This window comes from Bacillus sp. ME78 (assembly GCF_903970865.1).
GTDB classification, from domain to species: Bacteria; Bacillota; Bacilli; order Bacillales; family Bacillaceae_G; genus Bacillus_A; species Bacillus_A cereus.
Window position 1 is genome coordinate 17,873 of record NZ_CAJCKK010000001.1, and the last position, 14,758, is coordinate 32,630.

A 14,758-nucleotide genomic window follows, 5' to 3' on the forward strand; every position below is an offset into this window, starting at 1 on the left:
GAGGATTCAGAAATATGGATTTCAAGCAACATATCGCAATTGTACCGGATTATCCGAAAGAAGGTATTGTGTTTAAAGACATTACACCTTTAATGAATGACGGTAAAGCATACAAAGCAGCAACAGATGCAATCGTTGAGTACGCAAAAGAAAGAGATATCGATGTTGTAGTAGGACCAGAAGCTCGTGGTTTCATTATCGGTTGCCCAGTTTCTTATGCGTTAGAAGTAGGATTTGCGCCAGTTCGTAAATTAGGAAAATTACCACGTGAAGTAATTACAGTTGACTACGGTAAAGAATATGGTAAAGATGTTTTAACAATCCATAAAGATGCAATTAAGCCAGGTCAACGCGTATTAATTACAGATGATCTATTAGCTACAGGTGGAACAATCGAAGCGACAATTAAGTTAGTTGAAGAGCTAGGCGGAGTTGTAGCAGGGATTGCATTCTTAGTAGAGCTTACTTACTTAGATGGTCGTAAAATGTTAGATGGTTACGATGTATTAGTATTAGAAAAATACTAATCACTATATAGGTAAAACTACGGTGATAAAAAGTACCCGTGAATCTCTTGGAGAGGAGCGGGTACTTTTGTATAATTGAACAAAAAATCATGGTGAAATGTCAGTAAAATCTTTTCCTTTTCACAATTCACAATCATTGGGTTATAATGATAGAATATAATTTATTCTATTAAATAAAGATAAAGTCAATTTTCAATAAAAGGTGATTCGATGGCAAATGAGCAGGTACTAACAGCTGAACAGGTACTCGAGAAAGCAAGTCAATATTTAGCGGATGAAGATATTGAGCTAGTGGCACGTGCCTATGAATATGCACGTGATGCGCATAGCGAACAATATAGAAAATCGGGTGAACCGTATATTATTCATCCGATTCAAGTTGCAGGTATTTTAGTTGATTTACACATGGATCCAGCTACGGTATCAGCAGGTTTCTTACATGATGTAGTGGAAGATACAGAGATTACGTTAGAAGATATTGAACGGGAATTTAACAAAGAAATTGCTATGCTTGTTGATGGTGTTACAAAGCTTGGGAAGATTAAATATAAATCTCACGAACAACAACAAGCAGAAAACCATCGCAAAATGTTTATTGCAATGGCTCAAGACATTCGAGTTATTTTAATTAAACTAGCTGATCGTCTTCATAACATGCGTACATTGAAACATTTGCCTCAAGAGAAGCAGCGTCGCATAGCGAATGAAACGTTAGAAATCTTTGCACCTTTAGCACATAGACTCGGAATTAGTACTATTAAATGGGAGCTAGAGGATACGTCACTTCGCTATTTAAATCCCCAACAATATTATCGTATTGTAAATTTAATGAAGCGTAAACGTGCAGAACGTGAAGAATACTTAGACGAAGTAATGACTGGTATTCGTGAGAAATTAAAAGAAGTTGCAATTCAACCTGAGATTTCTGGAAGACCGAAACATATTTACAGTATTTATCGTAAAATGGCACTGCAAAATAAGCAGTTCAATGAAATTTACGATTTATTAGCTGTACGTGTCGTTGTAAATAGTATTAAAGATTGTTATGCGGTGCTTGGAATTATTCATACGTGCTGGAAGCCGATGCCAGGTCGTTTTAAAGATTATATTGCAATGCCAAAAGCAAATCTATATCAATCTCTTCATACGACTGTAATTGGACCAAAAGGTGATCCACTTGAAGTGCAAATTCGTACGAAAGAAATGCACGAAATTGCAGAATTCGGGATCGCGGCACACTGGGCGTACAAAGAAGGAAAAACAGCAGAAACAACAGGTACATTAGAGAAGAAACTCACATGGTTCCGTCAAATACTAGAATGGCAAAATGAAGCTTCTAATGCAGAAGAATTTATGGAGTCATTAAAAATTGATTTATTTTCTGACATGGTATTCGTCTTTACACCGAAAGGCGATGTAATGGAATTACCACTTGGATCGGTTCCGATTGATTTCGCGTATCGTGTCCATTCGGAAATTGGGAATAAAACAATTGGTGCAAAAGTAAACGGTAAAATGGTGACGTTGGATTATAAATTAAAAACAGGCGACATCATTGAAATTTTAACGTCGAAACATTCGTATGGCCCAAGTCAAGATTGGGTAAAACTTGCTCAAACATCTCATGCAAAAAATAAAATTCGTCAATTCTTTAAGAAACAACGTAGAGACGAAAATATTGAAAAAGGCCGTGAACTTGTTGAAAAGGAAGTACGTGGTCTAGAGTATGAGATGAAAGAAGTATTAGCGCCTGATAACTTAAAACGCGTCGCTGAGAAATTTAACTTTGCAAATGAAGAAGATATGTTTGCAGCAGTTGGATATAGCGGAATTACAGCTTCGCAAATTGTTACGCGACTAACGGACAAGTTCCGCAAACAACGCGAAGAAGAAGAAATTGTTGAAGTTAAAGAAGTTCGTAAACCGATGAAAATTCGAAAATGGGATTCTGGTGTAAAGGTAAGCGGTGCTGATAATTTATTAATCCGTTTATCGAAATGCTGTAACCCAGTTCCAGGCGATGATATCGTTGGATATATTACGAAAGGCCGAGGTGTATCGATTCACCGCCGTGATTGTGTAAACGTTCATACAGAAGAAGCTATAGAACGTTTATTAGAAGTAGAGTGGGAAGGTAGCCCTGAAAAAGAAATTGAGTATAACGTTGATATTGAAATTTCGGGTTACGATCGCCGTGGTTTATTAAATGAAGTACTGCAAGCTGTTACAGAGACGAAAACGTACATTTCAGCTGTTTCTGGTAGAAGTGACCGTAATAAAATGGCAACAATTAATATGTCAATCTCGATTCGTAACTTACAACACTTGAAAAAAGTAGTAGAACGCATTAAACGCGTTCCAGAAATTTATGCAGTACGACGCATGATGCATTAATAGGGAGTGTAGAAAGATGAGAGTTGTTTTACAACGATCAAAGAAAGCGTCTGTCACAGTAGACGGTGAGATCGTAGGACAAATTCCGTTCGGTTTAACATTACTAGTTGGCATTACGCATGAAGATACAGAAAAAGATGCAACTTATATTGCGGAAAAAATTGCAAACTTACGTATTTTTGAAGATGAGAGCGGAAAGATGAATCATTCTGTACTTGATGTAGAAGGACAAGTTCTATCTATTTCGCAATTTACATTATACGGAGATTGTCGCAAGGGAAGACGTCCAAACTTTATGGATGCTGCGAAACCTGACTACGCAGAGCGTTTATACGATTTCTTTAATGAAGAAGTTCGCAAACAAGGATTGCATGTGGAAACAGGGAAGTTCGGAGCAATGATGGACGTTTCTTTAATCAATGATGGTCCGGTGACCTTAATTGTAGAAAGTAAATAGTGTTGCTTAAGAAGAGAGAGGATGAGTCCTCTCTCTTCTTTTGTGTCTTTTAATGGTATATTTTGTTAATTATTGTTATGATAGTTAAGAAAATAAACGATATAATCGGGGGATTATGGGAGGTAAAGTTTATGGAAACATTTGTACTCGTTCATGGAGCATGGGATGGTGGCTATGTTTGGAAAAGACTAGCTGAACTTTTAAGGAAAGATGGTCATAGTGTATATACTCCTACCTTAACTGGACTTGGAGAACGAACGCATCTTATGCAACCTAATATAGGATTGAAAACATTTATTCAAGACATTGTTAATACCATTAAATATGAGGGGCTAAAAGATGTAATTTTAGTAGGACATAGCTATTCTGGGATGGTAATTACAGGAGTGGCAGAAGTGATTCCCGAGTTTATTAAGGAGCTAGTATACATGGATGCAATGGTTCCGGAAAATGGTGATTCTGTTATGGATATTTCTGGGCCGGAAATGTCCGCAAATTTTATAGAAGAAGTAAAAGTATACGGGGAGGGATGGCGTGTTCTTCCTAGAAATATAATAGATGAAAAAAAATCAGCGATGTCATTGTTGGCTTTTACACAATCGGTTGAAATAAAAAACTCTAAAGCGCGATGTATACCGCATATATACGTAGAAGTAAAGGATAATCCAGAACATTGGCCAATGACGTCTATCTTTTTAGAATCAGCAAAAAAAGCAAGAGATAGAAAATGGGAAGTTTTTTCTATTGAAGTTGGTGGTCATTGGGTAATGGAAACTAATCCAGAGGCGTTGGTCCGTATATTGAATCAGTGTGTAGAAGTAGTTTAATGTATGCTTTACTTCCTATGAAAGAAGGGGAATCGAAAGTAGGAGGTAGGTTTAATTGCTTCAAGAATTTAATATAGCTTTACGTTTTATGTTAGAGTTATGTATTCTTGGGATTGTTGGATACTGGGGATATCGAGTAGGAACAACAACAGCTATAAAAATTACACTTGCTATTATTATTCCAATTGTTATTGCTGTCATTTGGGGGCTATTTGGAGCTCCACATGCAGAATGGGAAGTACAAGGTATATTACATGTATTATTAGAAATTATCGTATTTGGAGTAGGTGTTGCAGCGTTATATCATTTGAAGCATCATATGCTCACAAGTGGACTGGCTATTGTTATTGTTGTAAATCGAATACTAATGTTTATTTGGAATCAATAGCAGTTTCGGTTATGTATAACTCTCTCATCAATATGGAACAATAAAAAGTAAAACATCCATATTGAATGTGAGGGATATACGTATGCGTATGAATGAAAAAGGGCATTCTGTTACAAATGGTGCAAATCAACTGTTTAACGTGAATTTTCATGATTTTATTTCAAAAGAGCAAAATAATACTTCAATGGAGCTTGCTTCCGAGTTTGGGATTTCTCTTCAAGATGTAAAGCGTTTAAAGAAGCAGATTGAACGTTCTTAGAGCACTTGACAATCCTACTTAACAAACGTATAGTAATTTTATATTTACATATGAATATAACCGTTGATAGAGAAGAGTAAATGAGATACACATGGAAAGAGAAGGAATGTCTTAGGCTGAAAACATTTCTGCATGATGACTGATTGAATGACACTCTAGAGGTTTCAACTTGAACGGCATATATGCTTAGTAGGGATGAACGCATATTTAAGCGTTATTAAAAAAGTGGAAGCATACGTGCTTCAATTAGGGTGGCACCACGGGTATAATACTCTCGTCCCTACTGTTTAAACAGTAGAGGCGGGAGTTTTTTTATTTTTATTAAGATTAAAACAATTTGAGGAGGAACTGAATATGTCTATTCAAATCCCACGCGGAACGCAAGATATTCTTCCAGGCACTGTTGAGTTATGGCAGTATATCGAAGGGCAAGCACGCGAAATTTGCCGTCGTTACAATTATAAAGAAATTCGTACACCAATTTTTGAGCACACTGAGCTATTTTTACGCGGTGTTGGTGATACGACAGATATCGTACAAAAAGAAATGTACTCATTCCAAGATCGTGGAGAGCGTAGCTTAACATTACGTCCAGAAGGTACTGCACCTGTTGTACGTTCTTACGTTGAAAATAAAATGTTTGGTGATGCAACACAACCAACGAAATTATACTATATCGGTCAAATGTTCCGTTATGAAAGACCACAAGCAGGTCGCTATCGTCAATTCGTACAATTCGGTATCGAAGCAATCGGCAGTAATGACCCTGCAATTGATGCAGAAGTAATTGCACTTGCTGTTGAATTTTACCGCGGCATGGGCTTAAAAAATATTAAAGTTGTATTAAACAGTTTAGGTGACGCAGCGAGTCGTCAAGCACACCGTGATGCATTAATCGCACACTTTGAGCCACGTATCGGCGAATTCTGCTCTGACTGTCAATCTCGCTTAGAAAAGAACCCACTTCGAATTTTAGACTGTAAGAAGGACCGTAACCATGAATTAATGGCAACAGCTCCATCTATTACAGAATACTTAAACGAAGATTCAGCAGTATACTACGACAAAGTACAAGAACTATTAACGATGATGGATGTTCCATTTGAAAAAGATCCGAACTTAGTGCGTGGTTTAGACTACTATCAACATACTGTTTTTGAAATTATGAGTGAGGCAGAAGGTTTCGGTGCGATCACTACATTAAGCGGTGGTGGCCGTTATAACGGACTTGTACAAGAAATCGGTGGACCAGAAATGCCAGGTATCGGTTTTGCAATGAGTATTGAACGTTTAATTATGGCGCTAAAAGCTGAAAACATTGAATTACCACTTGAACATAGCATTGATTGTTACGTTGTAGCGCTTGGTGAAAAAGCGAAAGACCATGCTGCAAAAGTGGCATTCGATCTTCGTAAAGCTGGATTGTCGGTTGAAAAAGATTATTTAGATCGCAAAATGAAAGCACAATTTAAATCAGCAGATCGTCTAAAGGCGAAATTTGTAGCTGTATTAGGAGAAGATGAGCTAGATAAAGGCATCATTAACTTAAAAGATATGGCAACAGGTGAACAAGAAGAAGTAGCGTTAGATGTATTTGCTTCATACGTAGCAGAGAAATTAATATAGGGGGAACTTACAGTGGCTGAAAGAACACATGCATGTGGAAAAGTAACAGTAGAAGCTGTTGGACAAACAGTTCAATTAAAAGGTTGGGTACAAAAACGCCGTGACTTAGGTGGATTAATCTTTATCGATTTACGTGACCGTACAGGTATCGTACAAGTTGTATTTAACCCAGAAACATCAAAAGAAGCGTTAGAAGTAGCAGAAACAATTCGTAGCGAATACGTATTACACATAGAAGGTACAGTTGTTGAACGTGGTGAAGGCGCAATTAATGACAATATGGCAACTGGTCGTATTGAAGTACAAGCAACAAAAGTAAATGTACTAAATGCAGCGAAAACAACACCAATTATCATTGCTGATGATACAGATGCATCAGAAGATGTGCGTTTAAAATATCGTTATTTAGACTTACGTCGTCCTGTAATGTTCAACACATTCAAAATGCGTCACGACGTAACAAAAACAATTCGTAACTTCTTAGATACAGAAGAGTTCTTAGAAGTAGAAACACCAATTTTAACGAAAAGTACGCCAGAAGGAGCTCGTGACTATTTAGTACCAAGTCGTGTACATGACGGTGAATTCTATGCATTACCACAGTCACCACAGTTATTTAAACAGCTTCTTATGGTCGGCGGATTTGAGCGTTACTATCAAGTAGCACGTTGTTTCCGTGACGAAGATTTACGTGCAGATCGTCAACCAGAATTCACGCAAATCGATATTGAAGCTTCATTCTTAACACAAGATGAGATTTTAGAAATGATGGAGCGTATGATGACGAAAGTTATGAAGGATGCAAAAGGTGTAGAAGTTAGTGCACCATTCCCTCGTATAAAATATGCTGATGCAATGGCTCGCTACGGTTCTGATAAGCCAGATACACGCTTTGAAATGGAACTAACAGACTTATCTGAGTTTGCAGCAGGTTGTGGCTTTAAAGTGTTTACAAGTGCTGTAGAAAGCGGCGGACAAGTAAAAGCAATTAATGCAAAAGGTGCTGCAAGTAAATACTCTCGTAAAGACATCGATGCATTAACTGAATTCGTGAAAGTATACGGTGCAAAAGGTCTAGCTTGGCTTAAAGTTGAAGAAGACGGCTTAAAAGGACCGATTGCGAAATTCTTCGGTGAAGAAGATGCAAACGTGTTAATGAGTACATTAGAAGCTACTGCTGGCGACTTATTACTATTCGTAGCAGATAAGAAGAGTGTTGTTGCAGATAGCTTAGGCGCACTTCGTTTACGTCTAGGTAAAGAGCTTGAGTTAATTGATGAAAGTAAATTTAACTTCCTATGGGTAACTGATTGGCCACTTCTTGAGTACGATGAAGATGCAGATCGTTATTTCGCAGCTCATCACCCATTCACAATGCCATTCCGTGAAGACGTTGAGCTACTAGAAACAGCACCAGAAAAAGCACGTGCACAAGCATATGACCTTGTATTAAACGGTTATGAGCTTGGTGGTGGATCACTTCGTATTTACGAGCGTGACGTACAAGAAAAAATGTTCAAAGCACTTGGATTCTCACAAGAAGAAGCGCAAGAGCAATTCGGATTCTTATTAGAAGCATTCGAATACGGTACACCACCACACGGCGGAATCGCATTAGGTTTAGATCGTCTTGTTATGTTACTTGCAGGCCGTACGAACCTTCGTGATACAATTGCATTCCCAAAAACAGCAAGCGCAAGCTGCTTATTAACAGAAGCTCCAAGCCCAGTTGCAGAAGCACAGCTTGAAGAGTTAAACTTAAAATTAAGCTTAAAAGAAGAAAAGTAAGAATAGGGTCTAGATGGTTATACTATAACCATCTAGACTTTTTTAATGGATAATTAAAAGAAGAAACAAAATCCCGGTTTACACTATGTTTTCATTATCGAAATATGTATTTTTAGGAATTCTATAACTTTTTCTATACAAATAGTCGGAAAAACGCTAGAATACATGGTAGACCATTTTTGTAATAGGAGTGTAGAGCTGAATGTTACATCAATTTTCACGTAATGAATTAGCCTTCGGTAAAGAAGGACTTGAAATATTAAAAAATAGTACAGTCGGTATTTTAGGAATTGGCGGCGTAGGTTCATTTTCAGCTGAAGCGTTAGCGCGTTCTGGAGTAGGACGTCTCGTATTAGTTGATAAAGACGTTGTAGATATTACAAACGTAAACCGTCAAATTCACGCTTTAGTATCTACTGTAGGACGTTCAAAAGTAGAATTAATGAAAGAGCGTATTGCAGACATTAATCCGGAATGTGAAGTAATTGGATTAGAAATGTTTTATACAGATGAAACATATGAAGAGTTCTTTAAACACGGTTTAGATTTCGTAGTGGATGCATCTGATACGATTACGTTCAAAATCCATTTAATTAAACAATGTTTACGTCGTAAAATTAAAATTATCTCATGTATGGGTGCAGCAAATAAAATGGACCCAACTCGTTTCCGTATTGCGGACATTTCTAAAACACATACAGATCCAATTGCGAAAGTAATTCGTACGAAGCTTCGTAAAGAGGGTATTAAAAAAGGTGTAAAAGTTGTCTTCTCTGACGAAAACCCAATCGTAATTCGTGAAGAAGTACGTAAAGAAATCGTACCAGACGAAAATGCAAAAATTCGTAAAGCGAAATTACCGCCTTCATCAAATGCATTCGTACCATCTGTGGCAGGCTTAATTATGGCAAGTCACGTTGTACGTGAACGTATTAAAAATGTAGAAGTGAAACGTGTAGGGCAAGAATAAAAGAAAAGCATATATCCATTTTGGATATATGCTTTTTTATATGTATTAAAGAAATATGGATATTTGCATCACTACTAGTTCAAATGTAAGTAAGGTTAGTAAGTAATAATCATATTTATCTGATTTATAGGGGGATGTCTTTTTTAGACTGTTAATGGTGAAAAGAGCTAAAGTCAGGACGAGAAGGCCAAGAGTTATTTTGAAGATTATTAATGAAATAGCAAACATCTCCCTTTAAAGGTATATGGTTATAATAACATTTTAGTAAAAATTATCTAATATGTTTTAGGAGTTTTCTTGTATGACAGGGAGTAATGTTATTGTAAATATTTGTCATTAAATCGATCTCCTTTGTCGAATCGTTGATATATTGCAAGTTACGATAGATATATTTGAAAAATCGTTGATATATTGCAAGTTACGATAGATATATTCGAAAAATCGTTAATATAATTTCATTTACCGATATGTATATATGGTTTATCGAAAACAAACAAGGATGTCACTTAGTCAAAAAAGTGACACCCTTGTTTTTAATTCTCTGCAGAATATATAATATCTAAATTTCCATTTTGATCTGTCTTGAAAATGGGAGCAATATGTTCTTCTTGTTCTTCAACCGAAACGAGTTTTCGAGCGCGATCCATAATTCGAACAAGCATCGCGTAATCTTCTTCGATTGCTTGTTGTTTTTTTGTGAGTACCGCTAATTTCGTTTCAAGTTCATGATTCGTTTTTTGCAGAGAAGTGAGCTGAGCTTGTAATACATCATTTTCAGTTTGCAACTTTGCAAGTGAAGGATTGTTATGTTCTAAATTTTGTAAAAATGAGATGACATTTTGCATTGTAAGATCTTGTTTACTTGGCGTAATATCTTCTGAAAAATCGGCGTCAATTACGAGTTGTTTCGTTTTCGTGAACCGATCTTTTTCTATATTAGCTTCAGAACGTTTTAATTCTTTACGTTGTTTTTTTGCAAGCTGCACCGCATCTTCGTAATTCGGTCTTACTTCAGCATTCCATCTAAAACCACAAGCTGCGGAAGTGCGGTTTAAAGCGTCGCCAACTTCATCAAACGCTTTTATTTGTGTACTTCCGCTGCGAATATGTCGCAAAACAGTTTCTGCTAAAAGGAGATCATCTTCTTTTGTCCATGCATCTTGACGTGTTTTCATAAGCGAAGCCTCCATAATGGTGACGTTTTCGTTTATGTTACCCTTTATTTTTCGTTTTATTCGAAGTTTGTAATCTTTCATAAACAGTAGAAAGTGCTTGCTCAAATTTCCCTGTCGTTTTCGGTTTATAATATTGCTTGTTTTTTATTTTATCAGGTAAGTATTGTTGCCTTACCCAGCCATTTGGATGGTCGTGTGGATATAAATATCCAATGCCTCTTCCGAGTGATTCTGCGCCTTTGTAATGACTATCTTTTAAATGGCTTGGAATGTCACCTGTTTGACCGTTGCGTAAATCGTGTAATGCAGCATCAAGTGCTTTATAAGCTGAATTTGATTTTGGTGATAAGCATAGCTCTATAACGGCATTTGCAAGTGGGATGCGTGCTTCTGGGAATCCAACTCGTTCAGCTGATTCAATTGCAGCTAGTGTACGCGGTCCAGCTTGTGGGCTAGCAAGTCCAATATCTTCATAAGCCATAATAAGAAGGCGTCTGCCAATACTTTGTAAATCACCTGCTTCAATAAGGCGTGCTAAATAATGGAGCGCTGCATTTACATCACTTCCGCGTACTGATTTTTGAAATGCTGATAATACGTCATAATGAGCATCGCCGCCTTTGTCGTGAACGAAGCTCTTCTTTTGTAAGCATTCTTCTGCAATCTCGAGTGTGATTTCAGCCGCTTGATCGTCTGTAGTAAAGCTAGATAATACAGCAAGTTCAAGTGCGTTATAAGCGGAACGCATATCACCACCAGAGGCATTTGCAAAATGATGTAGTGCTTCATCTGTTACCGTTACAGCATATTCTCCAAGGCCTTTTTCTTTATCTTCTAAAGCTCTTTTTAACCCAATTAAAATATCATCTTCTGTTAGTGCGTGTAATTCGAAAATTTGACACCTGCTTCGAATAGCGGAGTTTATTGCATGGAATGGATTACTTGTCGTTGCACCAATTAAAGTAAGAAGTCCGCTTTCTAAGTGAGGTAATAGAAAGTCTTGCTTTGCTTTATCTAGACGGTGAACTTCATCTAAAATTAAAACGAGGTGTCGATGCATCTTTGCTTCTTGTACGACAACTTCCATATCTTTTTTATTGTGAGTAACAGCGTTTAATAGACGAAACGGGGTACCGGTACTTCCTGCAATTGCACTGGCAATGGATGTTTTTCCTGTACCTGGAGGACCGTATAAAATCATAGATTGAAAATGATTTGCTTGGACCATTCGCCATAAAATCTTTCCTTCACCAACTAAATGTTGTTGCCCAATAATTTCTTGAATATTTGTAGGGCGCATTCGATGTGCGAGTGGTTGTTTCATTTAGACCGTCTCCCTTAATATATAATCTCGTTCTATCGTATCATTTTTTTCTACGAAATTTGAAATAGGATGCTGTTTTATGAGAAAAATGAAGATGAATATTTTCATTTTTCTTTCAATTGTAATAATTTCCGAGTTTTTCAATGTGATTTTATGTTATCATTTTGATACACAAGTTGAAATTTCTTATAATACTATATTATGCTATAATTTCATAGGATTTTAAATTGTGTTCTTTTTATAAATAAGATATAACCAATAGAAGTGAAAATTTGAAAAGAGGTGCAAAATAGATGAAGATTTCAACAAAAGGCCGCTATGGCTTAACAATTATGATTGATCTTGCAAAAAAGTTTGGTGAAGGTCCAATTTCATTAAAATCAATTGCGCAGGCGCATGACTTATCCGAGCATTACTTAGAGCAATTAATTTCACCACTTCGTAACGCTCGTCTTGTAAAGAGTACGCGCGGGGCATATGGCGGATATGTATTATCTGATCAACCGGCTAACATTACAGCTGGGGATGTAATCCGTGTATTAGAGGGACCGATTAGTGTTGTAGAAATGATAGAAGAAGAAGAGCCAGCACAGCGCCAGTTATGGATGCGTGTTCGTGATGCCGTGCAAGAAGTGTTAGATAGTACAACGTTAGAAGATTTAGTACGTTATGAGGAAGAAAATCACGGGGGCTATATGTTTTACATTTAATTCCTTGTGAAACGATTTGGAAAGAAGGAGATTTAATGGAACGCATTTACTTAGATCATGCTGCGACATCTCCGACTCACCCAGAAGTGGTCGAAAAGATGATTCCATATATGACAGAAATATTCGGGAACCCGTCTAGTATTCACTTTTATGGACGTCAAACTCGTCACACAGTAGATGAGGCGAGACGAGTGTGTGCACGCAGCATTCATGCGAATCCGAATGAAATTATATTTACGAGCGGTGGTACAGAAGCTGATAATTTAGCGCTTATAGGTGTAGCACGTGCGAACCGTCATAAAGGTAACCACATAATAACGACGCAAATTGAACATCATGCGATTTTGCATACGTGCGAATTGTTAGAGCGTGAAGGGTTTGAAGTGACATATTTACCTGTCGATGAAACAGGACGCATTCAAGTTTCTGACATACAAAAGGCATTAACAGAAGAGACGATTCTTGTATCTGTTATGTTTGGGAATAATGAAGTAGGGACAATGCAACCAATTGTGGAAATAGGAAAGTTGCTAAAAGAGCATCAAGCTTATTTCCATACAGATGCGGTACAAGCTTACGGTTTAGTAGAAATTGACGTGAAAGAGTTTGGTATTGATTTATTATCAATTTCAGCTCATAAAATTAATGGGCCAAAAGGTGTAGGGTTCTTATTCGCTGGTGCAAATGTGAAATTTGAGCCGTTATTAATAGGTGGAGAGCAAGAAAGAAAACGCCGTGCTGGTACGGAAAATGTGCCTAGTATTGCTGGGCTTCAGCATGCAATTCTTATAGCTGAAAAAACTCGTGAGCAAAAAAATGCCCAATATGAAGAGTTTAAAGATATAATGGTATCTGTCTTCAAAAATGAAGGCATTACTTTCGAGGTAAACGGAAACTTAGAACATCGCTTACCGCATGTACTTAATGTAAGTTTTACAGGAATGAACATTGAACCGTTTCTTGTGAACTTAGACCTAGCTGGCATTGCAGTATCAAGTGGTTCTGCTTGTACAGCTGGTTCGATTGATCCATCACATGTATTAGTAGCGATGTTTGGAAAAGATTCCGATCAAATACGTTCATCCGTACGCTTTAGTTTTGGACTTGGAAATACGAAAGAGCAAATTGAAAAAGCGGCGTACGAAACAGTGAAAATCGTGAAGCGATTAACACAAAATTAGCATGGGAGGTGACATGATGAACAAACTACCTCACGAAACACGCGTTGTCATCGGAATGTCTGGTGGCGTCGATTCATCTGTAGCAGCACTTTTATTAAAAGAGCAAGGTTATGATGTAATCGGAATTTTTATGAAAAACTGGGATGATACAGATGAGAATGGTGTCTGCACAGCAACAGAAGATTACAATGATGTAATTGAAGTGTGTAACCAAATTGGTATTCCGTATTATGCAGTAAACTTTGAAAAACAATACTGGGATAAAGTATTTACGTACTTCTTAGATGAGTACCGAGCTGGTCGTACACCAAACCCAGATGTAATGTGTAATAAAGAAATTAAATTTAAAGCATTTTTAGAGCATGCAATTGCGCTTGGTGCCGATTATGTAGCAACAGGTCATTATGCACGCGTTGCTTATATGGACGGCGAATATAAAATGCTTCGCGGCGTTGATGACAATAAAGATCAAACATACTTCTTAAATCAATTAAGCCAAGAGCAATTATCAAAAACAATGTTCCCGTTAGGTGAACTGAAGAAACCACAAATTCGTGAAATGGCGAAAGAAGCTGGCTTAGCGACAGCGGCGAAAAAAGATAGTACAGGTATTTGCTTCATTGGTGAGCGTAACTTTAAAGATTTCTTAAGTAACTACTTACCAGCACAACCAGGTGTAATGCAAACATTATCTGGTGAAGTGAAAGGGAAGCATGACGGTTTAATGTATTATACAATTGGACAACGTCATGGTCTTGGAATTGGTGGTAATGGTGATCCATGGTTTGCTGTTGGAAAAAATCTAAAAGAAAACATTTTATATGTTGATCAAGGATTCCATAACGAACTTCTATATGGTGATGAAGTTATTGCTACGAATGTAGGATGGGTAAGTAACAAAGAAAAAGAAACAGAATTTAAGTGCACGGCGAAATTCCGTTATCGTCAAGAAGACAATAAAGTAACGGTTCAAATCGTTGATGAAAATACAGTTCGTATTCTTTGTGATGAGCCAATTCGTGCAATTACACCAGGACAAGCAGTCGTTTTCTATGATGGAGATGAGTGCTTAGGCGGTGCTACAATTGATGAAGTATACCGTAGTGGTAAGAAATTGGATTATTTAGGATAA

General features: G+C 37.2%; 14 protein-coding genes and 1 other annotated feature. Of the genes, 12 read left to right on the forward strand and 2 right to left on the reverse strand.

Annotated features, from left to right (window positions below):
- The first annotated feature begins 14 nt into the window (after window positions 1–14).
- From H6481_RS00095 to H6481_RS00135, 9 genes are all read left to right on the forward strand, one after another.
- Window positions 15–527: an adenine phosphoribosyltransferase gene (locus tag H6481_RS00095; RefSeq protein WP_000346215.1), complete on the forward strand. Its 513-nt coding sequence runs from the start codon at window positions 15–17 to the stop codon at window positions 525–527.
- A gap of 210 nt (window positions 528–737) precedes the next feature.
- The gene (relA, locus tag H6481_RS00100; RefSeq protein ID WP_016086172.1) at window positions 738–2,921 is read left to right on the forward strand and encodes a GTP diphosphokinase; all 2,184 of its coding nucleotides are present in this window, start codon (window positions 738–740) and stop codon (window positions 2,919–2,921) included.
- Window positions 2,922–2,937: 16 nt separating this feature from the next.
- Window positions 2,938–3,378 (forward strand): D-tyrosyl-tRNA(Tyr) deacylase, encoded by a 441-nt coding sequence (locus H6481_RS00105; protein ID WP_001266965.1) that lies wholly within the window; start codon window positions 2,938–2,940, stop codon window positions 3,376–3,378.
- 131 nt (window positions 3,379–3,509) lie between these two features.
- Window positions 3,510–4,205, forward strand: coding sequence for an alpha/beta hydrolase (locus tag H6481_RS00110; protein ID WP_182810884.1), 696 nt, complete (start codon window positions 3,510–3,512; stop codon window positions 4,203–4,205).
- 55 nt (window positions 4,206–4,260) lie between these two features.
- Window positions 4,261–4,593, forward strand: coding sequence for a YrdB family protein (locus tag H6481_RS00115; RefSeq protein WP_182810886.1), 333 nt, complete (start codon window positions 4,261–4,263; stop codon window positions 4,591–4,593).
- 82 nt (window positions 4,594–4,675) lie between these two features.
- Entirely contained in the window at window positions 4,676–4,852 is a 177-nt protein-coding gene (locus H6481_RS00120; protein ID WP_001242605.1) for a hypothetical protein, read from the forward strand.
- A gap of 54 nt (window positions 4,853–4,906) precedes the next feature.
- Window positions 4,907–5,137: a binding site (T-box leader), on the forward strand.
- Window positions 5,138–5,206: 69 nt separating this feature from the next.
- Entirely contained in the window at window positions 5,207–6,478 is a 1,272-nt protein-coding gene (gene hisS / locus H6481_RS00125) for a histidine--tRNA ligase (RefSeq protein ID WP_000027079.1), read from the forward strand.
- A gap of 12 nt (window positions 6,479–6,490) precedes the next feature.
- Complete coding sequence (gene aspS / locus H6481_RS00130) at window positions 6,491–8,266, forward strand: aspartate--tRNA ligase (RefSeq protein WP_182810888.1); 1,776 nt, start codon at window positions 6,491–6,493, stop codon at window positions 8,264–8,266.
- 202 nt (window positions 8,267–8,468) lie between these two features.
- Complete coding sequence (locus H6481_RS00135; RefSeq protein WP_000903182.1) at window positions 8,469–9,236, forward strand: tRNA threonylcarbamoyladenosine dehydratase; 768 nt, start codon at window positions 8,469–8,471, stop codon at window positions 9,234–9,236.
- 533 nt (window positions 9,237–9,769) lie between these two features.
- On the opposite strand, the gene H6481_RS00140 is transcribed toward H6481_RS00135, so the two are convergent.
- Window positions 9,770–10,411 (reverse strand): RsfA family transcriptional regulator, encoded by a 642-nt coding sequence (locus H6481_RS00140; RefSeq protein ID WP_000857708.1) that lies wholly within the window; start codon window positions 10,409–10,411, stop codon window positions 9,770–9,772.
- 37 nt (window positions 10,412–10,448) lie between these two features.
- A complete protein-coding gene (locus tag H6481_RS00145; protein ID WP_000812919.1) occupies window positions 10,449–11,735 on the reverse strand; it encodes a replication-associated recombination protein A in 1,287 nt (428 codons plus the stop codon).
- Between the two features lie 293 nt (window positions 11,736–12,028).
- Here H6481_RS00145 and H6481_RS00150 point away from each other — a divergent pair, with 293 nt between their 5' ends.
- From H6481_RS00150 to mnmA, 3 genes are read left to right on the forward strand one after another with little or no spacing between them, the layout of a single operon-like run.
- Complete coding sequence (locus tag H6481_RS00150) at window positions 12,029–12,445, forward strand: Rrf2 family transcriptional regulator (RefSeq protein ID WP_000704116.1); 417 nt, start codon at window positions 12,029–12,031, stop codon at window positions 12,443–12,445.
- A 35-nt stretch (window positions 12,446–12,480) separates the two neighbouring features.
- On the forward strand, window positions 12,481–13,626 hold the full coding sequence (locus H6481_RS00155) for a cysteine desulfurase family protein (protein WP_000439889.1): 1,146 nt from the start codon (window positions 12,481–12,483) through the stop codon (window positions 13,624–13,626).
- Between the two features lie 16 nt (window positions 13,627–13,642).
- Window positions 13,643–14,758 (forward strand): tRNA 2-thiouridine(34) synthase MnmA, encoded by a 1,116-nt coding sequence (gene mnmA / locus H6481_RS00160; RefSeq protein ID WP_001038010.1) that lies wholly within the window; start codon window positions 13,643–13,645, stop codon window positions 14,756–14,758.